The sequence below is a fragment of the Streptomyces sp. JN8 genome (assembly GCF_055808075.1).
Genome location: NZ_CM147852.1, coordinates 554,195 through 577,792, shown reverse-complemented (window position 1 = coordinate 577,792; position 23,598 = coordinate 554,195). Strand labels below are relative to the sequence as shown.

Here is a 23,598-nt window from a genome sequence, read left to right as displayed (position 1 = left end):
GGCGGGCTCATGGCGTCAGGACGCGAAGTGCCTCTCCAGCCGGGGAACCAGGTCCCGGAGGTCCTCCTCCCAGCAGCCGGCGTTGTGGCCGCCGTTGCACAGGGTGCCCCAGCCGGAACCGTCGCCGTAGTTCACGTAGTGGTACGACATGCCCAGCGCGTCCATGGCGTTCTTGACGTGCTTGGCCGCGCCCTCCAGCCAGAACTCCAGGTCGGTGACCGAGCCTCCGCCGTTGCCCACGTAGATCGAGACCCCGATCCCGCCCTGCTTGATCCGGTCCATGTGCTGCGAGGGGTCGACCTCGTTGAACCGCCAGTCGGCGTTGAACACCGGGTACGGCGAGCCGAACGCGGCGTCGCTGTCCACGGAGGGCTCGTAGGCGACGAGGGAGGCGACGACTGCCAGGCGCAGGTCCATGGACCGCACCGACAGGTCGATGTCGCCGGACAGGGACGCGGTCTGGCTGAAGAGGTCCGGGCGCGCCTGGGCGTAGTGGAGGGCTCCGAACCCGCCCATCGAGACACCGGCGACGGCCCTGGCCTTCTTGGTCGCGATGGTCCGCAGGTTGGCGTCGATGAACGGAATCACCTGCTTGAGGTGGAAGTTCTCCCAGTTCTGGGCACCGGCGGCGGTCTTCTGGTTGAGCCAGTTGGTGTACCAGCCCCGGGCGCCGCCGTCCGGGATGACGGTGATCATCCGGTCCGACGTGCGCAGCGCCGGATAGTTCTGCTGGATCGGGTCGTCGGGTGATCCGTGCAGGAAGTACATCACCGGATAGCGCCGGTTCGGGTCGTCGTAGTAGCTCTTCGGCAGGATGATCTTGATGTGCTGTTCCTCCGCGACCTCGGGCGTGGTCACGGTCAGGTAGAACTCGGTCGCGTTGCCCGTCGCCGTGCCGACCTGCGTCAGGCCGAACCCGTTGGCCATCGGGGGCGGCGTGCCGTCGTCGGCGGCCTGTGCCGAGGCCGCCGGCATGACCGTGACCACGGCCAGGACGGCTAACACCCATGCCAGCGCCGTGCGCCGGACGTTCGCTGTTCTTCTCACGGTGCTCCCTCTCGTGTGATGCTCTGTCTGCGCTTCGGATTCCGTGCGTCGGATCAGTCGAGGACCTTGACCACCAGGGCCGGTGAGGCCGCGATCTGTTCCTCGGTGAACCGCTCGGTCACCCACTGGCCGGCCGAGAAGAGCCTGGTCTGGTCGGCGTGGTGCGGCGAGTTCGGGTCGGCCGACTGGGAGTAGGCCAGGACGGAGCGGGCCTGCGGCGGCCCTTCGGCGGTGAACAGGACCTGCTGGATGAAGCTGGACCCGAAGACGACGTCCGTCTTCCCGTCGACCTGGCCCATGGTGATCACGTTGAGTACGCCCAGTTCGCCGGTCATTCCGTGGATCGGGATCTGCTCGCCGCCGCGGGTGACCCTTTGGACGTCCGAGAGCGGCGCGTTCAACGGAATGCCCGCCTTGCGCATCGCGAGGACGGCCCGGCCGAACGCGTCACGGACGGCGGAGCTGCCGGAGTCCAGCGAGTTCGGTGTGTGCACCGGGTCCTTGGGGTCGAAGGGGACCCGCCAGGGGAGCTTCTCGATGCCCTGTCCGCCCTGCAGGGAGGCCCAGTAGTTCGCGAACAGCAGGGAACCCCGGCTGTCCGCCGTGTAGTCGTGGCTCTTCCAGGCGGCCAGGATCGGGCACGCCTCGCTCACGTTGACCAGGGTGCCGTCCACGAGGATGAGCCCGAAGGGCACGCTCTTGCACATCGCCACGGTGGCGTCGAGGGCGAGGTCGGCCGCTCGGCTGTTGTCGGCGAACAGCAGCTTCCCCATGGTCTCCGGGGTGAAGCCCCTGCCCGGCAGCCCGTCCGTGCCGTCGATCCGCTTCCGGGCGGTCAGGATGAGCTCCTGGGTGCGCAGCGAGCGCGGGGCCTGGGCGTCGCCCATCACCCGGGGGAAGGCCAGCGGCTGGTCGGGGTTGGCCAGCCAGGCGCTGTCATTGGCGTTGCCCACGAAGTCGTCCCGGATCAGGCGGGGTTGCTTGCGCGGGTCCAGGAGTCCCGGCGCGACCGCGTTCGGGTCGTCCGGCCAGTCGCACGCGCTCCGCTTGCCGTCGAAGATGGAGATCGGCGGCACGTTCGGCAGTCTCAGCGGCTGGCTGAAGAGGAGTTGGCCGGTCATCGTGAGACACGACTGGGCGTGCGCGTCGGTGATGTTCGCGGTGGCCTGGATGTCCGCGTACAGCGCCTTGCCCTTGCGGTCCGCGGCGATCGTGTTGAAGAAGGGGACGCCCTGCGTGGTCTCCAGGGTGGTGACGACGTCTTCGACGTCCTTGGCCTGGTCGAGACGGAACCAGGTGTTCAGCGCCCGCAGGTTGTTCATGTTGACGTCGCGCACGGCGTGCGCGCTGACCACCCAGGGCAGCGGCACCCCCTGCATCGACGTGGTGACGGGGCCGTACCGGGTCGACCACAGGGTCCTGGTGACCTTGCCGAGGGAGCCGTCCGGCTTCCGCACGTCGACGGTGACCTGCTGCGAGGTCATCTGTTCCCAGACGCCGTCGACGAGGTACTTGGTGGGGTTGAGCGGATCCACCTGGACGTCGAAGAGCCCGAACGGGGCGACCGTGGCGACCGTGTGGCTCCAGGCGACGTCGTCGTTGTACCCGATGTTCACCGCGGGGAGTCCCAGGAGGCTCGCCCCGGAGACGTTGACCTTGCCCGGGATGGTGAGGTGGCTCTGCCACATCCGGTTCTTGCCCTGCCACGGGAAGTGCGGGTTGGCCAGCAGCATGCCGGTGCCGCCGGAGACGCCCTGCGAGCCGACGGCCAGCGCGTTGCTGCCCATGCTCTGCTGCCGGCTCACCGCCAGCGCGGAGCTGATCCTCGCCGCGGTCTCCTTGGGCGAGGACGCGGGTGCCGCGGGGGCGGACGCCGCCCCCGGGGGCGCGGCGTCGACCTGGCCGTCGAGGAGCGCGTCGGCGCTGCCCATGATGATCTCGGCATGCGCGTGCCGGTAGACGTCGAGTTCCGTGATCGGCCGTACCCAGGCGGCGCCCCGGCAGGCCGGGTCGGTGAGGGCGTCGGCGCCGGTCTCGGACAGGAACCGGTTGTATCCCCGGACGTAGCCCCGGATGGCCTCCTTGACCTCGGGCTCCGGGCCGTCGGGGGCGGGCTGTGCGATCAGCCGCTCCACCACCCCGTCGTCCTTGATCCGCTGGAAGTACAGGTCGCTCTTGAGATTGGTGGTGGTGTTCTGGTTCTGGCCGGGACTCGCCCTGCCGTCGGGCCCCAGATGGCGGGACCTCTGGGCGTTGACCATCAGATAGGTGTCGGCCAGGGTGCAGATGTTGTCCTTGGCCGCCGCGTATCCGTAGCCGGTGCCCAGGCCCTCCCAGTCCGAGGCGATGATGTGCGGGACTCCGTACTCGGTGTACCGGATGGTCGGCCTGTCCGGTCCCGCCGCCGGCTGCGTGGCGGCCGTGGAGCCCGTGGCGGCCATCGTGCTCATCACCGCGACGGCGGCCGCCACCGCCATCGGCAGCCTCGCTCTCGCTCGCGTCCGTGCCATCGGCCCGTCCTCCCCTTCGTACCGCTCCTCGTGCGAACGCGGTCACGCTAGGAAGGGGCGATGAAATCCCGATGATGGACCGCCGCCGACGGGTGATCCGGTACCCGAGGCGGGGCCGGCTGTCACCCCGTAACCTTCCGGGGTCTCCGGGCCGTCGGGGCGTTGCTACGTTCCCTACCGCCCGCTCGCGCCACCCGGTCGGCGGCCCGCGCCCCCTGGAGGAGCTTCCTGTGCTTCGTGGACTTTCCCGCCGCGTGGTGAGCTCCGTGCTCGCGGCGTCGGCCGTCCTGCTGCTGCCGGTCCTGGTGCCCACGTCCCCGGCCGCGGCCCGGACCACCGCTTCCACCGCGTCCGTCCGATCCACCGCTCCAGCCGCTTCGGTCGCATCAGCCGCTTCCACCGCGGCGTGTCCGGCCGCGGGGCCCGTGTCCCAGCACTTCCACTCCGGCCACAACGGCGTCGACGTCGCCAACTCGGTGGGGACGCCGATCTACGCCGTGTCCGACGGCGAGGTGACCATCTCCGGGTACGAGTCGGGCTACGGCCAGTGGATCCGGATCCAGCAGCCCGACGGGCGGATCTCCGAGTACGGGCACATGTCCCGGCGGGACGTCTTCGTCGGCGACCGTGTCGCGGCCGGCCAGCAGATCGCCCTGATGGGTTCGGAGGGGAACTCCACCGGCCCCCACCTGCATCTGCGGATCTGGGGGGACTCGTCCGCCTCCTACGGCGTCGACCCCGAGGTCTATCTCGCCGAACGCGGCGTCGTGCTGCCCTGCACCCCGGGCACGGGGCCGCGCCCGAAGCCCCTCGTGTATCCGTCGGAGTCGGGCCGGGTCGTGTCGGCGCGGTCGGCGGACGGGCGTCTGGAGGTGTTCGCGGCCGGGGCCGACGGCATCCACCACGCCTGGCAGCGGGAGGTCAACGGCGACTGGTCGCCCTGGGAGCCGCTGGGCGGTCCCGCCGACGCCGAGCTCGCGCTCGCGCCCAACGCCGACGGCCGGCTGGAGCTGTTCGCGCTCAACGGGACCACCTTCCAGCACCGTTGGCAGCTGAGCCCGTCCGGCGGCTGGTCGCACTGGGAGGGCTTCGGCGAGGGCGGCCGGGACACCGCGGCCGGGGTCAACGCGGACGGCCGCATCGAGGTCTACGCCTCCGGCCCGGTCGGGCTGTTCCACCGGTACCAGCTCGCCCCCAACGGCGGCTGGTCGGGCTGGGAGTCCACGGGCGGCGGCCCCGCCGACAGCCGTGTGGAGATGGGGAAGGCTCCCGACGGACGCCTTGAGGTCTTCGCCCTCAACGGCACCACCTTCCAGCACCGCTACCAGACCGCGCCCAGCGGCGGCTGGTCCGCGTGGGGCCCGTTCGGCGAAGGCGGCCACGACCTGACCGTCGACCACAACGCCGACGGCCGCCTGGAGGTCTTCGCCTCGGGTCCGGTCGGCGTGTTCCACCGGTACCAGACCGGGTCCTCCGGCTGGTCGGGCTGGGAACGCACCGGCGGCCCGGCCGACGCGCAGCTCACCAGCGAACGCACTCCCGACGGCCGCGTCGAGGTCTTCGCCATGAACGGCACCACCGCCGTGCACAGCTGGCAGACCGCCGTCAACGCCCCCTACAGCGACTGGGCCCCCTTCGGCTCCGGAGGTACGGAGGTCACCGCCGCCTCCAACGCCGACGGCCGGATCGAGGTCTTCGGGACCAACCCCTCCGGAACCTTCCACATCTGGCAGACCGGGTTCTCCAGCTGGTCCGGTTGGGAGTGGCTGGGCGGCTCCCCCGGCCCCGGCCAGGGCTGACCACCCCACCCGGAGGGATCAGATCCGTGTCTCCGATCAGCAGACGGAGTGTGCTGCGGGGTGCGGCCGGAGCCGGGGCGCTGCCCCTGCTCGGCCTCTCCCCGGCCGTCGCCGCGCCCACCGGTGACGCCCCGGCGCCCTCGTGGGTCGGCGCGGGCCCCTTCGCGTACGTCCACGACCCGTCGACCCCCGCCGGCCCGCGCTATCTCAACGACCACACGCTGATCAGGGCGCGGGGCCGCTGGCACGTCTTCGGCATCGTCGGCGACAGCGCGCCGCGCGGCGAGGCGCCGGACAGCTCGGCGGAGATCTCCTTCGCCCACGCCTCCGCCCCGAGCCCGCTGGGTCCGTGGACCGCTCACGCCGACGCCCTCACCGTCGACCCGTCCTACTTCGGCGAGGAGCACCTGTGGGCGCCGCACGTCATCGAGGCCGACGGCAGGTTCTGGATGTTCTACGCCGCGGGCGGCGCGAGCGGGGCGGCCGTCAACCTGGCCACGTCGACCGATCTGTTCACCTGGACCCGCGTACCGTCCGGCCCGCTGTTCCGGGGCCTCGCGGCGCGCGACCCGATGGTGCTGCGGGTGGGGGACGAGTGGGTCATGTACTACACGGAGCTCTCCGCACCGGGCGGGCACCACGTCGTCGCCCACCGGCGGTCCGCCGACCTGACGCACTGGAGCGAGCCGGGCGTCGCCTTCACCGACGCGAGCACGGACGCGACCGTCTCGGTCACCGAGTCGCCGTACGTCGTCCGGCGGGACGGCTGGTACTACCTGTTCATCGGCCCGCGGGGCGGCTACGAGGGGACCGACGTACTGGCGTCGCGGGACCCCTTCCGCTTCGAACTCGCCGGGTACGCGGGGCATGTGGCCGGTCACGCCGTCGAGGTCGTCGACGACGGGGGCACCTGGTACGCGAGCGCGGCCGGCTGGTTCCGCAACGGACTGTTCCTCGCGCCGCTCCAGTGGCGCGACACTCCGGTCCCGTGGCAGAGCCCCGACCACCCGGTGGCCGGGCTCGACGTGCACGGCCGCCTCACGCTGTTCGCGCTCGACGCCGCCGACCGCTCGATGCTGCGGCGCGTCCAGCTCGACCCGTACGGCGACGGCTGGTCGGAGTGGGAGCCGTTCGGCGGCCCGGCGGGCGCGGCTCCCTCCCTCGGCCGCGACACCGACGGGAGGCTGGAGGTGTTCTCGCTCGCCCCGGGCGGCACCCACCTGAACCGCCGTGTGCAGCGCCCGGACGGCGGGTGGCACGACTGGGAGGGGTTCGGCGGCCCCGCCGGCGCCGTGCCCGCCGTCGCCCGTGACGCGGCCGGCCGGCTGGAGGTCTTCGCCCTCGGCCCGGGTGGCGCGTCCTTCGCCCGGCGCCGGCAGCGGTCGCCCGGGGCACTGGCCTGGGACCCGTGGGAAGGCGGCTTCGGTCCGGCGGCGGGCGCGCCACCGGTGGCCGCGGCGAACGCCGACGGCAGGCTCGAGGTGTTCGCCCTCGCGCCCGGCGGCGCCGGGATCGTCCACCGGTGGCAGGAGACCCCCGGCGGGCCGTGGACCCCGGCATGGCACCCGTACGGCACCGCGGCGGGCTCCGCGCCCCGGGTGGCCGAGGACGGCAGCGGCCGGCTCGCGGTCGCCGCGATCGGGCCGTCGGGCGTCGGGACCTTCACCCGGCGGCAGACCGCGCCGAGCGGCGGCTGGGACGCGTGGCTGCCGATGTTCGGGTGGAGCGCGGCCGCTCCGGCGTTCGCCGCCAACGCCGACGGCCGCCTGGAGGCGTTCTCGCTCGCTCCGGGCGGCGCCCGGCTGAGTCACCACCGGCAGCTCGCTCCGGGCGGTGACTGGGGCCCCGAGGGGGAGTTCGGCGAGCCCGGCGTCCGGCTCGTCGCCACCCCCACGGCCGTACGCGACGCGGTCGGGCGGCTGCACGTCTTCGCCGTGACCGCCGCGGGGCGGATCCGGACCCGTGTCCAGGAGCGGCCGAGCGGCGGGTGGCGGCCGTGGACCTCCTTCGGCGAGCGTGCGGTGGCGCCGCTGGTGTCGCATGCTCCCGCCCTGTGAGCGGAGCGTACGGATCTCGCCACGTGAACGGTGACCTAGGCCGCCCCCGGACGCCTGTGAGGGCCCCGGACCCGGATTCCGCCCGCCGTTCACGGTGACGTTGCCCACCTTGTACGGCCCCGGGCCCGGCGGCGGCGGCCGGCCCCGGCCCTGCCGGTCCGCCGCTCCGGCGGCCCGCGGACACGGCCCGTCTCCCGCTCTCCCCGGTGCACGCCCCACGTGCCAACTGCTCGGCGGAGAACCGGAAACAGTCCCACATGGCGGCTCATTTCACGGCGCCGACATGACCTGGGCCCGGCGAGAAGGTCCCCGGCGGTCCGCGTCGCGCGGAGTCACGGGGGAGAGGCTCCGGGGCGCCCCGCGCACCGTCGTGGCGGGCGGCTCCGGCCGCCGGGCGGCACGTCCGGACGAGGTGTCCGAAGTACGACGGTGAACTCCCCCTACGGATGAGTATCGTTCGGCTCGTCCGAGAGTACGGCCGGGGGAACGGGGGGAACGGGTGAGCGGCGTAGTCGTCCATCTGCCGCGAGGTACGGGAGGCGCCGACGGCGGCGAGCCGGGCGGGGACGCGGTGACGCTCCGGCTGGGCCCGGGCGAGGTGGCCCGCTTCGGACGGGGCTCCGCCGCGGTCCCCGTCGAGCTGGTCCTGGACGACCCGGCGATCTCGCGGCTCGCCGGGGAGATCAGGGTGACCCAGGACCACTGGCAGCTGACGAACCACAGCGCCGGCCACAGCTATCTGGTGGAGAACCCGGAGGGCGCGGGCGAGTACCTGAGGATTCCGCCGCGCCGGGTCGGGGCGCCCATCCCGTTCGAGTTCTCCCGGGTGGTGCTGCCCACCCGGGGTGACGCCACCGTCTCCTTCCAGGTGTTCGCCCCCGACCACGTGTTCCTCGACCCGGAGGCCATGGACGTCCCCTGGGGGAACAGCACGGTGACCGCGTACTCCCTGGACGAGACGGCCACGTACTTCCTCGTTCTCGTCGCGCTCTGCGAACCGCGTCTGCGGGACCAGTCCCGGGTCGCGGTGCCCACCACCCCGCAGATCGTCGAGCGGCTCAGGGAACACGTCACGTGCGGCACGCTGACCGCTCGGGCGGTCAGTTCGCACATCGACTACCTCGCCGAGGAGAAGCTGCGCATCGCGGGCCCCGCCACCGGGGAGTCCGGCAAGGGGGACCGCCGCAACGGCAAGCGGGAGGAGATCGTCGGGCTCGCCCTGCGGTTCGGGCTCGTGCGTGAGGAGCACCTCGCGCTGCTGCCGCCCCTGACGGGGGCCGGCGGGCGGGAGCGGCAGGGCGCGTCGTGACCTCCCCGGGCGTCCCGGGAGGCATCGCGGGGCACGATCGTACGGACGAACTCCCGCCCGGCTACCGGGTGGGAGGCTGGGTGGTCTCCGAACTGATCGGGTCCGGGGGGTGGTCCACCGTCTACGCGGCGCGGCCGGCCGACGGGCCCGCGGGCGCCGCCGACGTCGCGCTCAAGATCATGCCGACCGCGGGACTCGCGCCCCGGCAGGCGCGCAGGATCATGGAGTCCGCCCGCCGCGAGGTCGAGCTCGGGAGCAGGGTCGGGCATCCCCGGCTGATCGGTCTCCTCGACTCCTTCGTGCTCGCGGCGCCCGACCGGCCCGCCGTGGACGGCGCGATCGTGCTCGTGATGGAACGGGCCTCCGGCAGCCTGCGGGAACTCCTCGACGCGGGGGTGCCCGAGGCGGACCGGGGGCCGCTGATCGCGGGAATCTGCGAGGGGCTCGCGCATCTCCACCGGTCGGGCTGGGTCCACGCCGACCTCAAGCCGGAGAACGTCCTGCTGGGCGCCGACCGCTCGGTGAAGCTGTCGGACTTCGGCCTCGCGACCGAGCTGACGGGGACCCACGGGTACGCCCCGCCGATGGGAACCCTGGACTATCTGCCGCCCGAGCGCTGGCGGGCGCCCCTCGGCGAACTCGGCGTCCGGATCAGGCCGACCGCGGACATCTGGGCCCTGGGCATCGTCGTCCACGAGGTGTTCTCGTCGGGCGGTTCGCCGTTCTCCGGCGCCACGCCGGTGGCGCGAGGCGCCGCGGTCCAGGAGTATGGCGAGGGGCGGGCGCCGCTGCGGATGGACCACGCGGTGCCGCCGTTCTGGCGGGAGCTGGCCGCCGACTGTCTCGCCCCGACCCACGAGGCGCGGGCGCCGCACACCGCCGAAAGCCTGCTCGCCCGCATCGCCGGCCGTCAGGAGACGCACGCCGGCGGGCGTCAGCGGGCCCGGGCCCGCGCCGCCGTCCTCGCGACCGCGATGTGCGGGGTCGCCGCCGCGACCCTGTGCGCGGACGCGGTGCGGCCGGTCGGGTCCGTGCCGCCCGGCGTCGTGGGCTCGACGGCGGGCACGGTCAGGGTGTTCAACGCGGAGCGGAGCTGCCGCGAGCGGGCCGACCGGCACCCCGGGTGCAGTCTGGGGCTGGCGATCGATCCCGTACGGCCGTACACGGCGGACAACGTCGTGCCGACCAGGGTGTGGCACGGCGATGTGCTCGCCGCCGACTGCCAGGTCCCCGACGGGCAGCCCATCGTCGACGAGGAGGCCCGGTGGTCCACCCGCTGGTTCCGCGTCCGGCTCCCTTCCGGGTCTGCTCCCCAGGTGGCCTGGCTGCCCGCCGTGCGCACCAAGGAGCGCCCAGCACTGCCGGAGTGCCCGCGCCCACCGGCCTGAGCCGGAGGCACGGGGACGCGCGTACCCCCGGGAGAGCTGGCCAAGCTGCAAGCGGCTGGTCCGCGTATGGCCCGGATCTTGGTCGGCACGGAAGGACCTCTGGGAATGGCTCGTGGCGGTGATGAGGATCTTGGCTTTCCCCCCGCAACCAGGTGCTCCCCAGACCTACTCACGCGATTCCCCACCCGCATCGCAGGGACCGCGGCCGGAAGGGGCCGTGCCCCATCGCCGGCCTGCTGCATGCGCCTCTTGACTGGCCAGTACAGCCCGCACACTCCGCTGGCTCGGCGCCGCCACGACAGGCGAGGGAGCCGCGCCCGCATCCTCGCCGATACCGTCCGTGGCTCCCCCTCCGCCTCCGCTGTCCCGGCAGGTCAGGTCGTCGGGGGAGGAGAATGTCGTCCTCCTGAGTGTGGCCAGGCTCGCAAGCGGCGTTGTCATCGGCCGCGGCGCACGTTCCGCGCGGCCCGTCCAGGTCAGGTGAACCACTGCCCAGGGGACCGGCCGGGCCGGAACGCTGTACAGGACGTCGGTCCAGTCCTTCGCATCGCGCCACAGCGGTGGCCCGCCGGCGGCGAGTCATCACGCGCTCGCCGGCCTGGTCCGCGAGGCGTGCTGATCATTCGGTGACGCGGACGGCGAGAGCCGGGCGGATGGCGGCCGCGCGCCGGGCCGGTCCGATCGCGGCGAGGAGCGACGCGGCGAAGGTGGCCGCCATCAGCCCGCAGATGCTGGCCCATTCGACCGGGAAGCCTCCTTCGAGACCCTCGAACGCGGCGCTGTTGCTGTACATCAGCCAGGTGGTGAGCACGCCCATCTGCTCCACCACGCGCACTGTCCGGTGGAGATCGTCCCACCTGCCTTCGCGACCCGGGTCGAGGGGTGTGAGGGAGATCCTGCCTCCGTGCCGTCCGGGTCGGGCCCCGTCCGCGGCGGCTGTCCCCGCATGCGGCTGGGTTCCACGGTCCACGGCCTGCCTCGCCCGCGCCATGTGTTCCGTGCATCACCCGTACCTTCCACAGCGCGCGGAGCGCGTCGGCGACGGGCATGGGCCGATCGGTCCCGTTCCGGGACGACCGACCGGACCCGCCCGGCTGACCCCCTCGGCACTGGGGTGCGACACGCTCCCGCGGCACGGTGGGGTGCGAGGACGATCCGATCCGTCCTGCGGTTCCCCGGAGAGGTGAGCACCATGCAGCGCATCCGGATCAGCCGCCGGCCCCGACAGCCCCGCAGGCCGAGCCCCCTCGATCTGCGTACGCCGTCCGGCCGACCGCTCCCGTACTGAGGAAGCCTGCGAGCCACGGAGGATGTCATGGAGCCGACGCGACGCGCCGTACCGTTCAACGAGTTGAGCCGCTCGGACATCGGCCCGGTAGGAGGCAAGAACGTCTCGCTGGGAGAGATGACCAACCGGCGCGGCGCCGCAGGCATACGCGTACCGCCGGGCTTCGCCACCACCCCCGAGCCGTACGAGCGAGATCCCGGCGAACATCGTCCTCGCCGCGACAGAGCCGTGGCGCCATGGGCCGGTCGGTCCAGGTGGGGGCCGTTCGGCTCCGTCGGACAGCCCGGTTGGATGCTGCGCCCCGTGACCCCGCAGGCGGACGATGGAGTCACGGAGTCGGACCGGTTCCGAACCCGGTCCCCAGCCCGTCCGCACCGACTCGGGTCCCTCGCGACCGCCCTGGGCCCCGCGAACGAGGAGTAGAGCAATGGCCGGAGGCACAGTGGAACCCAGGCACAGCCTCTTCCCCGACTTCAACGACTGGTTCAACCGAGAGTTCCCGGGGCTGCCCGGGTGGCGACCCGCGACGGCTGCGCACTCCATACCGGTGGAGATGACCGGCGGAGACGGCATGTACGTGCTGCGGGCCGAACTGCCCGGGATGGAACCCGACGATCTGGCCATCACGGTCGACGACGACCTGATCACCGTGACGGCGGAGCACAGCGAGAGCGCGGAGGACAAAGAGCACTCCGAGTTCCGCTACGGATCGTTCCGCAGGACCGTGCGGCTCCCCGGAACCATCCCGGCCGACGACGTCGAGGCGTCGTACCAGGACGGCATCCTCACCATCAGAGTCCCGATGCCCGAGGAGAAGGCCGACGCCGTACGCTCCATCCCGGTGAAGCGAGGCGGCGCCGCACCCTAAGGAGCAGCGTCGTGAATTCCAAGCGAGTCCTGGTCGCCTACGGCAGCGAGGCCGGCTCGACCGCCGGCATCGCCGAGGAGATCGGCAAGGCGCTCCGGGACGACGGCTTCGACGCCGTCGTCCCGCCCGTCGACACGGTCACGGACGTGAGCGGCTACGACGGCGTCGTCCTCGGCGCCACAGCCAGCGGGACGTTTCCTTGTCCAGCTCGGCCGTCACCTTCACAGGAACGTACGGGGCACTCGGGGTGACCATGATCGTCACTTCCTCATCAGGTCGTCGTCTTCGTACGCGAACCGGTCGACGACCCCCACGACACCGTCGACCCTGTTGCAGAGCCGGAGGAGTACCGGAACGAGTCCCTCAGCCCCGCCGCATGGTGTGCGGAACGGGCGCGTCGGGCGAGCGCGCCGAGATCGCCGCTGTCGCGGCGGATTCCACAGCCCGGGCCGAGCCGCACGTCGCTCAGGACGCGCGGGGCCGTCGCGACCCCGCGGTCTGCGCCGTAGGTGTCGACCAGGAAGGTCGCGGGTCCCGGATGCGTTCGCGCGCACGCCAGGAAGGCCTCCACGTCCGAGGCGAAGGTCTCGATGTACGGGTCGGTGCTGGTCACCTCATACGTGCTGCGGGAAGGCACGCTACCCCCGCGACCCGTGGCGGAAGGCCCGGACATGGCTACGCCCCGGCCTGAGCGGTGAGCTCGCACCGCACGTCGACCACGCCTTCGACGGCGCGGGCCAGGCGGGCCGCGAGCGGGATGCGGGCGCCGTCGCGGACGTCGCCGGCCAGGGTGACGACTCCGGCGTCGACACGGACGTCGACCTGCTGGTGGGAGAGCGGGAACAGGTGCTCGATGACGTCGTGGCGGACCTCGGCGGCGAGATCCTCGTCCGGACGGAGGAAGACCTTGAGGAGGTCGGAGCGGCTCACGATCCCCTGGATCGTGCCGTCGGCGTCGACGACCGGGAGCCGCTTCACGCGATGGGAGGCCATGAGACGCGCGGCCTGAGGCAATGGCACCCCGGCGCCGACGGTGACGGCGGGCGAGGTCATCAGGTCCTCGGCCCGGTGATAGCCGGCTTTGGCGGTGGCGTCGAGGCGGCGCATCTGTTCGACGATGCCGAGGCGGTGGTCGTGGAACTCCTCCTTGTGGAGCAGATCAGCCTCGGAGACCACTCCGACGACGCGGCCCTCGCCCTCGACCACGGGCACGGCGGTCACCTTCCAGCGCTCCATGGTGGCGGCGATCTCCTTGAACTCCGCACCGGGGAGGACGGCGACGACCTTCTTCGTCATCACGTCTGCGACAGTGAACGGCTGAGTGGCCATGGTTCTCTCCTCAGCGGGCGTACACCAGGGGTTCCGCGCCGACGCGCGGCATGAGGTCGTCCAGCAGCGTCCGCAGGGTGCTCATCGTGTCCTCCAACCCTTCCCTCACAGGTTCCCGCGCGGCACGCGGGCGGCGGCAGGGCCGCGCAGGTCACACCGGGGGACCGAAGGGCCCGGCCTCAGCGGACCAGGACGGCCTCCCCGGACCGGGGTACGACGGCCGTCCAGCCCAACTCCCGGTCGATGCGGTCGCGCAGGGTCTCCGACGCGGCCGGCTCGCCGTGGACGAGGTAGGTGGTGTGCGGGGGAGGGGCGCCGCGCAGCCAGTCGATGATCTGGTCCGCGTCGGCATGTGCCGAGAAGTGGGGTACGTCGGCGACCTCGGCCCGTACGGGCACGTACTCACCGAACATCTTGAGCGCCCGGACCCCGTCCACCAGATCCCGCGCCCGGGTGCCTGCCGCGGCGAATCCGACGATGACGACCGCGTTGCGCGGATCGGGCAGCAGCCGGTGGAGGTGGTGCAGGACGCGACCGCCGGTCGCCATGCCGGCCGAGGAGACGATGACGGCGGGCCCGTGCGTGCTGTTGATGTCGATGGATTCCTGGACCGTCCGCGCGGCGAGGAACGGCTCGGGGCTCAGCGCGGCCTCCCCTTCGGCGAGGATCTCGGGCCGCAGCTCGTCCGAGCGCTCCCGTACGGCGTCCCGGTAGACGTCGAGGGCGGCCAGGGCCATGGGGCTGTCCACGTACACGGGCACCGACCGGGGCAGGACGCCCTTCTCGCGCAACAGGCCCAGTTCGTGCAGTACGACCTCGGTCCGGTCGATCGCGAAGGACGGGATGACGACGGTGCCGTCGCGTGCGAGGGCGCGCGCGATCACGGAGGCGAACTCCGACCGCGCGGACTCCTGGTCGTGGCGGCGGTCTCCGTACGTCGACTCCATGAGGAGCACGTCCGCACCCGAGAACGGCTCGGGCGGCAGGAGCAGCGGGTGCCCGGGGCGGCCCAGGTCTCCGGAGGCGGCCACGGTGTGCCCGTCCTCCAGGGCCAGGTGCGCCCATGCGGACCCGAGGATGTGTCCGCCGCGGTGGAGGGCGAGCCGGATGCCGGCCGTGATCTCGACGTCCTCGCCGACCGGGACGGGGTCGAAGAACGACAGCGTCTTCTCGACGTCGGAGTCGTCGTAGAGCGGCTTGGCCGGGCGGTGCTTGGACCAGCCGTGCTCGTCGGCGTGCCGGGCGGCCTCCATCTGGAGGCGGGCGCTGTCGCGCAGCACGATTCCGGCGAGCCGGGCGGTGTGGGCGGTGGTGAGGATCGGGCCCCGGAACCCCTGCCGGACCAGGCGGGGCAGATAGCCGCAGTGGTCGAGGTGGGCGTGGGTGACGACCACGGCGTCGACGTCCGCGGCGTCGCGCGCGAACCGCTCCCAGTTGCGCCGCCGCAGGGTCGCGAAACCCTGGAAGAGACCGCAGTCGAGGAGGATGCGGGCATGGTCGCTCTCGACGAGGAACTTGCTGCCGGTGACCGTCCCCACTGCGCCCAGGAAGCTCAGGAGCGCCGGGCGAGGGGCGGTGGGAGCCGGGTTCGGGGCTGCTTCGGACATGACCAGCCCTCCTTCGGGTGGGGCCGGTCTCCACCTTCGCATCCGGCCGATCCGATCTTGAGGGTCCCACCGGACCCCACTGGGGACCGACCGGCTCATGCGCCGCAGGGGGGAGTCCGCGGAGCCTGGTGTCGAAGACCGCAACGACGCGCGAGAGAAGTGGGTGCACGCCATGAAGGCACTCGTGTTCAAGGGGCCGGGCCACATGGACTGGGAGGACGTGCCCGATCCGGTCGTCACGGATCCGGGCGACGTGATCGTGCGGGTCGACGTGGTCACCATCTGCGGCACGGACCTCCACATCCTCAAGGGAGACGTTCCGGAGGTCACGCCGGGCCGTGTGCTCGGTCACGAGGCGGTGGGCACGGTGGTCGAGGCCGGTGCCGACGTGCGCACCGTGCGTCCGGGCGACCGCGTCCTGATCTCCTGCATCTCGGCCTGCGGCCGGTGCCGTTTCTGCCGCGAGGGCCGCTACGGCCAGTGCAGGGGCGGGGGAGGCTGGGTCCTCGGTCACACCATCGACGGCACCCAGGCGGAGTACGTCCGGGTCCCCTTCGCCGACATGTCCGTACACCCACTGAGCGACTCCACGGACGGACAGGACGCCGTCCTGCTCGCGGACATCTTCCCCACCGCCTACGAGGTCGGCGTGCTGAACGGCGCCGTGCGCCCCGCCGACACGGTGGTCGTGGTCGGCGCGGGACCCATCGGGCTCGCCGCCATCGCCACCGCCGCGTTCTACAGCCCGGGGAACATCGTCGCCGTCGACCTGGCCGAGTCGAGGCTGGACGCCGCCCGCGCCCTCGGCGCGCACGCCACGGCCCACGCCGACGAGGAACCGGAACAACTGGTCGCGGATCTGACCGACGGCCTCGGAGCCGACGTCGTCATGGAGGCCGTGGGCGTCCCCGAGGCGTTCGAGATGTGCACGCGCATGGTGCGGCCCGGGGGGAGGGTCGCCAACATCGGTGTCCACGGCAAGCCGGCGGCGCTCCACCTCGAAGACCTGTGGATCAAGGACGTCACGATCACCACGGGCCTTGTGGACACCTCGTCCACACCCCTGCTGCTGCGGATGATGGCAGCCGGCCGACTGCCGTCCGCGTCGTTGATCACCCATCGGTTCGACCTGGGGCAGATGGAGGAGGCGTACGACGTCTTCGGGCGTGCGGCGGAGACCGGCGCCCTCAAGGTCGCGCTCCGCAGGGCATAGGGGACGCGAGTGAGCGACGTCGACCACCGCCCGGCGGGCGGCGGTCCGGGAATCGACCGGGGTGCCGGCCCCCGCTCGCCCCGTGCCCTCGTCCTCGACACGGACGGGGTGCTCCTCGACTCGGCCGGCCTGCACGCGTCGGCCTGGAAGACCGCGCTGGACGACTGCCTGGACGCGGTCGCCGGCGACGAGCAGCCGTCCTTCGACGCCGACGAGGAGTACCGGCGGTTCGTCGACGGAAGGCCCCGTTACGACGGAGCGGCGGCCTTCCTCGCAGCCCGGGGCCTCACGCTTCCGGCGGGTACCCCCGGTGACCCGCCCGGCCGCGCCACGATATGGGCGGTCGCCGCCCGCAAAGAGCTGGCGTTCGTCGACCTGCTTCGTGAGGAAGGAGTCGAGGCCTTCGGCGACAGTCGGCCGGCTCTCCTGGCCCTGCGCTCGGAGGACGTGCCGTGCGCTGCCGTGTCGGCCTCCCGACACGCTCGGCAGCTGATCCGTGCGGCAGGACTCGCGGATCTCCTCGCCGTGATCGTCGACGGCGAGGACGCCGCCCGACTCGGCCTCGCCGGCAAGCCCGATCCCGCGCTCTTCCTGCGGGCGGCCACCCTCCTCGGTGCCCCGCCCCCCGAGACCGCGGTCGCCGAGGACGCCCTCGCCGGGGTGGCGGCGGCGCGACGCGGCGGTTTCGGCCTGGTCGTCGGCGTCGATCGCACCGCCCGGGGGCGCGCCGCCGGCCCGCTGCGCGAGCAGGGCGCCGACCTGGTGGTCCCCGATCTCACGACGATGGTCCGCAGCGTGTGGGGTGAGCGCGGATGACCTCGGAGTGGACGTGGAGGTACGACCGGTACGACGCGGAACGCGAGCCGCTGGTCGAGGCACTGTGCACCCTGGGCAACGGCCGGTTCGCGACCCGGGGCTCCGCGCCCGAGTGCACGGCCGGCGGCGCGCACTACCCGGGCACCTATCTGGCCGGCTGCTACGACAGGCTCACCTCGCTCGTGGAGGGCGAGCGCGTCGAGAACGAGGACCTCGTCAACCTTCCGAACTGGACGCTGCTGCGCTACCGCTGCCTTCCGGACGACGGTCCGGCCGGCGCGTGGCTGACGCCCGACCACGGGGCACTGCGCCACCACGACGTCCACCTCGACCTGCGGACGGGTGTGCTCACCAGGCGCCTCTTCTTCGAGGACGCCCAGGGGCGCGGCCTACGCGTCAGCCACCTCCGCCTCGTTCACATGGGAGACCCCGGCCTGGCGGCCCAGCGCACGCTGTTCCGCGCCTACGGATGGAGCGGTGACATCGAGGTGCGGTCCGTCCTCGACGGCGCCGTGACCAACTCCGGGGTCGACCGCTACCGGCATCTGCAAGGACGGCATCTCACCGGCCACCGGGCCGGATGCGAGCCCGGCGCCGTCGCCTGGCTCACCTGTCGCACGGCCGACCCGGGCATCGGGATCGCCGCCGCCGTGCGCACGGTCACCAGCCCCGTACGGCCCGCGACGGACGAGGCCACGGCGACCGGCACCGTGCAGACGTACCGCTTGCCCCTCGCCCCCCGCCGTTCGGCGACGGTCGTGAAGACCTTGGCGCTGCACACCTCGATGGACCGGCTCGCCGCCGACCCGCACTCCGCGGTCGTCGACGCGCTCCTCCGCGCCCCCGGCTTCCCCCGGCTGCTCTCCTCCCATCAGGCGGCCTGGCATCGCATCTGGGAGCAGGCCGAGTTGCACGTGCCGGGGGCGGTGGGCCGCATCCTGCGGCTGCACGTGTTCCACCTGCTGCAGACGCTCTCCCCCCACACGGCCGAACTCGATGTGGGCGTGCCCGCGCGCGGCCTGCACGGTGAGGCGTACCGGGGGCACGTCTTCTGGGACGAGCTCTTCGTCCTGCCCTATCTGAACCTGCACTTCCCCGAGGTGGCCCGGGCGCTGCTCATGTACCGGCACCGTCGACTGCCGGCCGCCCGCGCGGCCGCCCGTCAAGCCGGTCGTGAAGGCGCCATGTATCCCTGGCAGAGCGCGAGTTCGGGCCGGGAGGAGACCCAGGCCCTGCACCTCAACCCGCGGTCCGGGCGCTGGCTCCCCGACCACTCCAGGCTTCAGCACCATGTGAACTCCGCCATCGCGTACAACGTCTGGCGGTACGCGCAGGCCACCGGCGACCGGGGGTTCCTGCACTCCGCCGGGGCGGAGATCCTCCTGGAGGTCGCCCGTTTCTGGGCCGGGGCCGCCGCCCTCGACCCGGCCCTGGAGCGCTACCGCATCCGCGGGGTCGTGGGACCCGACGAGTACCACGACGCCTACCCCGGCGCCGCGAACCCGGGGATCGACGACAACGCGTACACCAACGCGACAGCGGCCTGGGTCCTCGCCCGCGGCCTCGACCTCCTCGGGGAGCTGCCCGAGGCCCGCCGCTCGGAACTCCGGGAGGGGCTGTCACTGGACGACGGTGAACTCGCTCGCTGGGACGACGTCTCCCGCCGCCTGTACCTGCCTTTCCACCAGGGCGTGGTCAGCCAGTTCGAGGGCTACGGCGACCTGGAGCAGCTGGACTGGCACCGCTACCGCGACCGGTACGGCGACATCCGCAGACTCGACCGGATCCTGGAGGCCGAGGGCGACACGGTGAACCGCTACCAGGCGTCCAAACAGGCTGACACACTCATGCTCGGCTACCTCTTCCGCCCCGAGGAGCTGGCCGCCCTGTTCGACCGGCTCGGCTACGCGCTGGACGACGAGGTGTGGCGGGCGACCGTCTCGTACCACCTGAGGCGCACCAGCCACGGGTCGACTCTCAGCAGCCTCGTCCACGGCTGGGTGCTGGCCCGGCAGAAGGGCGCGGACGCGTGGCGGTACTGCGAGGAGGCCCTGCTCGCCGATGTGGCCGACGTCCAGGGCGGTACGACCGGGGAAGGCGTCCATCTCGGAGCGATGGCCGGCACGATCGACCTCGTCGAGCGTGGCATCACCGGCCTGGAGACGGGACCGGAAGGTCTGCGCGTGGCGCCGGTGTCACTGGCGGAGATCCCGCGGTTCACGTTCACCCTGTGCTGCGGCCGCCATCGCGGAGTGCGGCTGAGGATGCTCCCCGGGCGGCTCGCCGTCACGGTCCCCGACTCGCCCGAGGGCCCGCTCGCCGTCGTGCTTCCCGGTGACCGGAAGCTCAGCGTCGCACCGGGGCAGGAGCGGTGGTTCCGGCTCTGAGCGCGGCATCAGTCGAAGGTGAGCACCTCGGCGACGGCCCGGCGCGGCGTGGCCCGCCCCCGGGGGCCGTAGCCCAGGCGGAACACCATATGGACGAAGCCCATCGCCGAGTGGGGGTCGCGTGCGTCGGACCGGAGTTCGGGCCATTCCAGCGGCTGGGACATCAGGGAGGTGGCGAGACCGTCCAGCGTGGCCTGGAGCAGCACCCGCTGCATGGCCTGGCCGGCCCTCAGCCATTCCTCCGGCGTGTCCCCGCCCGTGCCGAGCAGCGCGATCTGCGGCCTCTTCTCGAAGCGCGCGGAGACGCGACCGGGTACCTGGCGGGGAGCGCCGAAGTCCCGGACGGGAGACGTCACGTCGTACTGCCGTGGACCGAAGGCGTACGAGGGGATGCCCTCGGCGTCCGAGCCCTCTCCTGCCGCGCCTGTGCGCGTCCAGGCGGCGATCTCCGCGCGGACGGCCTTGTCCGCTGCTTCGAACAGCTCCGAGGTGTGGACGAGGTGCAGGACGGTGTCGGTGTGCCAGTCCCCGGGGACGACCAGCCGGCAGCCCTCCAGCAGGGCCGCGGCGCGGAGCTCGTCCATCAGCTCCGCGGGGATCTCCTCCTCGGAGAAGGGGAACCGGCTGGTGTGCCGACGCGGTAGGGCGGCGTGGAACTCCCTCAGATCGCTGTCGGCCTCGTCCGGACCGTCGAACCGTACGTCCGCGAGGTGCCAGGGATCCTCGGGTGAGGGCAGCAGCCGCACCACCGGCCTCAGGGCCCGGTGCGCGGCGCCGACGCGCAGACCGAACAGGGCGGCGCCGCAGCCGAGGTGGAGGGCGCGGTGGTCCGGGTCCTGGCGCGGCATGCCGCGCAGCGGGTCCCCGTGCAGTTCGACGACGCCCGCGCCCGCCCTGAAGACGAACGCCCACGGCTGCGCGTTGTGCATCGAGGGGGCGGTGACGGCATCTTCGACCAGCGACATCACGAGCGTTCGGGTCAGAGGTGTGGTGGACACGGTGAGTCCTGTCGTCGGTGGGTCACCAGAGGCTGTCGTGCGGAGTCCGCGTGGAGGACGAGAGTCGCGTGTCGTCCTCCTGGGAGGACAGTCGGTCCACGACGGCGACGACACCGTCCACCCTCTCGGCGAGTTCGACGAGCATCCGTGCCTGGGTGTGTCGACGGACACGTCCGGCGAGCGTCGCCACGCCGTCGAGGACATGGACGTCCACGGCGTCGGTCGGCAGGTCCATGGCATCCGAGAGGACGTCCTCCTGGATCCGGCGCCGTATCTCGGCGTCCGGCCGGAGGTAGACGTGGAGCAGATCACGGCGGGTCACGATGCCCACCAGCCGTTCCTCCTCGTCGACGACGGGAAGGCGCTCCACGCCTCGCCGCACCATCAGCCGCGCAGCGTCGGCGACCGTCTCCTCGGCATGGACGGTGACGGCCGGCCGCGTCATCAAGTCCTGCACGGACAGGTCGTGGTGGGCCAGGAGGTCGCTCTCCGACACGACCCCGAGAACGTGGTCGTCTCCGTCCACGACAGGAACTCCGCTGATGTCGTGTTCGGCGAGCGTCTTCGCCACGTCCCGGAACGACATCGCGGGGACGGCGGAAACCACGTCGTCGGTCATCAGACCGCCGACCTTCATGTGCTTCATCGCCATGCCTCCAGTCCGGGGGTGCGGCGGGTGCTCTCCCGCCTCCCCACCCTTCCTCGGCGGATGCGTGCGGGGGAGGGCCGAATGGTCCACGGTCAGGACCGAAGGGTCTCGGCCCGGGCCTGCCGGGCACCCGCCCCCGGCCGGGTGGTGGGCCCCTTGGCCCCGGCGTTGCCCCCAGCGGCCCTTCAGCCACCCGATTCCGGCGGGAAGGGTGGAAGGAAAGGAGTCTCGCGGACCGTGTGAGGACTCGCGGACCGTGTGAGGAGGAGTCATGGCGGCGTCCACGTCCCGTCCGGGTCTCGACACCGTCGTCGTCGGCGTCGACGGCTCACCGTCCGCGCGTACGGCGGCGATGTGGGCGGCGGAGGAGGCCGCTCTGCGGGGCGCCTGTCTGTGCGTCGTCCACGCGGCGGACACGGACGCCCGGCTCCCGTTCCTGTCCCGGGCGGAGATCGACGCGAGCCGACGGGCAGGGCGAGAGCTGCTCGACAGGACGGCCGAGGAGATCGCCGCGCGCCACCCCGGGCTCGTGGTTCTCACGGAACTCGACCAGGGCACCGCCCTCGCCGGTCTCCGCCGCGCCGCCGGCCTCACCGGAACGATCGTCGTCGGGCACCGGGGCCTGGGCGGATTCTCCTCGCTGCTGCTCGGCTCGGTCGGACTCGGCGTCGTGGCTGCCGCGACCGCGCCCGTGGTCGTCGTCCGAGAGGCCACCGCACCCGCCGGGACGGGCGTCGTGCTGGCAGCGGTCCGTGACGCGGCCGACCTGGGCTGCGCCCTCGCGGCCGCGCGTGAGGCCGTGCTGCGCAAGGTGCCGCTGCGGCTCCTCCACATCTGGAACGCGGGCCTGTCGGCCGGCCCGCGCGCCCTGCTGCGCAAGGACTGCGAGGAGATCGCCCGCGAGCACGTACGTGCGCTGGCGGACGTCACCGACCAGATCGAGCAACGGTTCCCGGAACTGGCGGTACAGGCCGACGGCCAGAGGAGCCACAGCGTGCCCGGGGCGCTCCTCGACGCCACGCACGACGCCGAGCTCGTGGTCGTCGGTGGTCGACGGTCGCCCGGATACCTCGGACCCACCCTCGGCCGGACCACGCTCGCCCTGCTGCAGCACGCCCACTGTCCCGTGGAGCTCATCCCCCGGCAGGGCCTTGGACACGGGAGGACGTCATGACGCGCACCACGAACGGCCACGACGTCGTCGTCGGCATCGACCCGGTCAAGAACTGGCATCTGGCCCTCGCCTGGGCCATCGACGAGGCCGGGTCGCGAGGGGCGGGACTGCGGCTGGTGGTCGCGGTTCCGCCGCGGCACGACACCCAGCACGTCGACGACTCACCGCGTCACCTGGCCCAGCGGCTGGCCGCCGCGGACACACTCCGCACGGCACTCGCCTGGGCTCGGTCCCGGCAGCCGGCAGTCGAGGCCGCCTCCGCCCTCTTCGACGGGTTCCCCGCAGGCGTCCTGAACGGTCTGTCGTCCGAGGCCGCCATGATCGTACTGGGCTCCCGGCACCTCAGCCGGACCGAGGAGTTCCTGAGTGCCGGCTCCCTGGTGGTGCCGGTCACCGCACGGGCGCGCTGCCCGGTGGCCGTCGTGGGCGACGCGCCGCACGTCACCCAGGAGACGCCCCACCTCGTGGTCGGCGTCGACGGCAGCGAGTCCTCACGAGCAGCCCTGGACTGGGCCTTCGAGGAAGCCGCCCTCCGACGCTGCGCGCTCCGGGCCGTCGCCGTCTGGCAGCCCCCGGTCTTCTCCCTGCACACCGGTGACACGCTGTTCCACACCGAGCGCCGCCTGCTCGCCGAGACGACCGCGGGCTGGGCGGAGAGCTTTCCCGACGTCCGGCTCACCCACGAGGTGTCCATCGGGTCCCCCGTCGAGACGCTCGCGACCGCCGCCGAGCACGCCCTCGCCCTCGTCGTGGGCCGCCGGGGCCGGGGCGGGTACACCGGGATGCGCGTCGGCTCCGTCGTGCACGGGCTGCTGCACCGCGCCCACTGCCCGGTGATCACGGTTCCCGCCGTGTGAGCGGGCCATGACCGGGTCGGCACCGGGCCGCGCGCCCGCACGGATACGGGAGACGACCGGGCTCACCCGGAAGGAGGCCGCCCGCCGGCTCGCCGACACGGGCCCCAACGAGGTGACGGCAAGCAGGCCGGTGCGGCTCCACAAGCGGATCCTGGCCCAGCTGACAGACCCCCTGATCATGGTGCTCCTCGGGGCGGTCGCACTGACTCTCGCGATCGGCGACCATCCCGACGCGATCGTGATCGGCCTGGTCGTCCTCGTGAACACGACCGTCGGCGTGGTGCAGGAGATCCGCGCCGACA

At 72.6% G+C, this 23,598-nt stretch carries 19 protein-coding genes and 1 pseudogene; 12 read left to right on the top strand and 8 right to left on the bottom strand.

Annotation, left to right across the window (positions count from 1 at the left end; translation table 11 throughout):
* Positions 1-15: 15 nt before the first annotated feature.
* Together ACY0MR_RS02780 and ACY0MR_RS02775 are read right to left on the bottom strand one after the other, a co-directional pair.
* On the bottom strand, positions 16-1,047 hold the full coding sequence (locus ACY0MR_RS02780) for an alpha/beta hydrolase (RefSeq protein ID WP_473558853.1): 1,032 nt from the start codon (positions 1,045-1,047) through the stop codon (positions 16-18).
* 53 nt (positions 1,048-1,100) lie between these two features.
* Positions 1,101-3,557, bottom strand: coding sequence for a penicillin acylase family protein (locus tag ACY0MR_RS02775; RefSeq protein ID WP_473558851.1), 2,457 nt, complete (start codon positions 3,555-3,557; stop codon positions 1,101-1,103).
* 230 nt (positions 3,558-3,787) lie between these two features.
* On the opposite strand from ACY0MR_RS02775, the gene ACY0MR_RS02770 reads away from it, so the two are divergent.
* From ACY0MR_RS02770 to ACY0MR_RS02755, 4 genes are all read left to right on the top strand, one after another.
* Complete coding sequence (locus ACY0MR_RS02770) at positions 3,788-5,356, top strand: DUF8189 domain-containing protein (RefSeq protein ID WP_473558848.1); 1,569 nt, start codon at positions 3,788-3,790, stop codon at positions 5,354-5,356.
* Between the two features lie 26 nt (positions 5,357-5,382).
* Positions 5,383-7,413 carry a DUF8189 domain-containing protein gene (locus tag ACY0MR_RS02765; protein WP_473558846.1) on the top strand — a complete coding sequence of 677 codons (2,031 nt, stop codon included), beginning with the start codon at positions 5,383-5,385 and terminating at the stop codon, positions 7,411-7,413.
* A gap of 499 nt (positions 7,414-7,912) precedes the next feature.
* Complete coding sequence (locus ACY0MR_RS02760) at positions 7,913-8,722, top strand: serine/threonine protein kinase (RefSeq protein ID WP_361858479.1); 810 nt, start codon at positions 7,913-7,915, stop codon at positions 8,720-8,722.
* On the top strand, positions 8,719-10,110 hold the full coding sequence (locus ACY0MR_RS02755; RefSeq protein WP_473558842.1) for a serine/threonine-protein kinase: 1,392 nt from the start codon (positions 8,719-8,721) through the stop codon (positions 10,108-10,110). Before ACY0MR_RS02760 ends, ACY0MR_RS02755 begins: the two co-directional genes overlap by 4 nt.
* 619 nt (positions 10,111-10,729) lie before the next feature.
* Here ACY0MR_RS02755 and ACY0MR_RS02750 read toward each other — a convergent pair.
* The gene (locus tag ACY0MR_RS02750; RefSeq protein WP_473558841.1) at positions 10,730-10,939 is read right to left on the bottom strand and encodes a hypothetical protein; all 210 of its coding nucleotides are present in this window, start codon (positions 10,937-10,939) and stop codon (positions 10,730-10,732) included.
* Between the two features lie 886 nt (positions 10,940-11,825).
* Between ACY0MR_RS02750 and ACY0MR_RS02745 the strand changes: the two genes are divergently transcribed.
* Positions 11,826-12,266: an Hsp20/alpha crystallin family protein gene (locus tag ACY0MR_RS02745; protein ID WP_473558840.1), complete on the top strand. Its 441-nt coding sequence runs from the start codon at positions 11,826-11,828 to the stop codon at positions 12,264-12,266.
* A gap of 11 nt (positions 12,267-12,277) precedes the next feature.
* On the top strand, positions 12,278-12,517 hold the full coding sequence (locus ACY0MR_RS02740) for a flavodoxin domain-containing protein (RefSeq protein WP_473558837.1): 240 nt from the start codon (positions 12,278-12,280) through the stop codon (positions 12,515-12,517).
* Between the two features lie 20 nt (positions 12,518-12,537).
* Here the strand turns inward: ACY0MR_RS02740 and ACY0MR_RS02735 are convergent, their stop codons facing one another.
* The 3 genes from ACY0MR_RS02735 to ACY0MR_RS02725 form a co-directional block, all read right to left on the bottom strand.
* A complete protein-coding gene (locus ACY0MR_RS02735) occupies positions 12,538-12,879 on the bottom strand; it encodes a hypothetical protein (protein WP_404081411.1) in 342 nt (113 codons plus the stop codon).
* 62 nt (positions 12,880-12,941) lie between these two features.
* Positions 12,942-13,595 (bottom strand): CBS domain-containing protein, encoded by a 654-nt coding sequence (locus ACY0MR_RS02730; protein WP_404081408.1) that lies wholly within the window; start codon positions 13,593-13,595, stop codon positions 12,942-12,944.
* Positions 13,596-13,774: 179 nt separating this feature from the next.
* A complete protein-coding gene (locus ACY0MR_RS02725) occupies positions 13,775-15,202 on the bottom strand; it encodes an MBL fold metallo-hydrolase RNA specificity domain-containing protein (RefSeq protein ID WP_473558834.1) in 1,428 nt (475 codons plus the stop codon).
* A 172-nt stretch (positions 15,203-15,374) separates the two neighbouring features.
* Here ACY0MR_RS02725 and ACY0MR_RS02720 point away from each other — a divergent pair, with 172 nt between their 5' ends.
* Genes ACY0MR_RS02720 through ACY0MR_RS02710 form a run of 3 tightly spaced genes read left to right on the top strand, consistent with a single transcriptional unit; the run spans position 15,375 to position 19,618 of the window.
* Entirely contained in the window at positions 15,375-16,415 is a 1,041-nt protein-coding gene (locus ACY0MR_RS02720) for a zinc-dependent alcohol dehydrogenase family protein (protein WP_473558832.1), read from the top strand.
* A gap of 9 nt (positions 16,416-16,424) precedes the next feature.
* Entirely contained in the window at positions 16,425-17,231 is an 807-nt protein-coding gene (locus ACY0MR_RS02715; RefSeq protein WP_473558830.1) for an HAD family hydrolase, read from the top strand.
* Positions 17,228-19,618, top strand: a complete 2,391-nt coding sequence (locus tag ACY0MR_RS02710; protein WP_473558828.1) for a glycoside hydrolase family 65 protein — start codon at positions 17,228-17,230, stop codon at positions 19,616-19,618. The genes ACY0MR_RS02715 and ACY0MR_RS02710 overlap by 4 nt, the downstream gene beginning before the upstream one ends.
* 8 nt (positions 19,619-19,626) lie before the next feature.
* Here the strand turns inward: ACY0MR_RS02710 and ACY0MR_RS02705 are convergent, their stop codons facing one another.
* Positions 19,627-20,616: an Acg family FMN-binding oxidoreductase gene (locus tag ACY0MR_RS02705; protein WP_473558825.1), complete on the bottom strand. Its 990-nt coding sequence runs from the start codon at positions 20,614-20,616 to the stop codon at positions 19,627-19,629.
* Between the two features lie 22 nt (positions 20,617-20,638).
* Entirely contained in the window at positions 20,639-21,262 is a 624-nt protein-coding gene (locus ACY0MR_RS02700; RefSeq protein WP_473561659.1) for a CBS domain-containing protein, read from the bottom strand.
* Between the two features lie 274 nt (positions 21,263-21,536).
* Here ACY0MR_RS02700 and ACY0MR_RS02695 point away from each other — a divergent pair, with 274 nt between their 5' ends.
* From ACY0MR_RS02695 to ACY0MR_RS02685, 3 genes and pseudogenes are all read left to right on the top strand, one after another.
* Positions 21,537-22,439 (top strand): universal stress protein, encoded by a 903-nt coding sequence (locus ACY0MR_RS02695; protein WP_473558823.1) that lies wholly within the window; start codon positions 21,537-21,539, stop codon positions 22,437-22,439.
* Positions 22,436-23,296 carry a universal stress protein gene (locus tag ACY0MR_RS02690; RefSeq protein WP_473558821.1) on the top strand — a complete coding sequence of 287 codons (861 nt, stop codon included), beginning with the start codon at positions 22,436-22,438 and terminating at the stop codon, positions 23,294-23,296. The genes ACY0MR_RS02695 and ACY0MR_RS02690 overlap by 4 nt, the downstream gene beginning before the upstream one ends.
* A 7-nt stretch (positions 23,297-23,303) precedes the next feature.
* Positions 23,304-23,489, top strand: a pseudogene (locus tag ACY0MR_RS02685) (cation-transporting P-type ATPase); the annotation flags it as partial.
* Positions 23,490-23,598 lie beyond the last annotated feature (109 nt).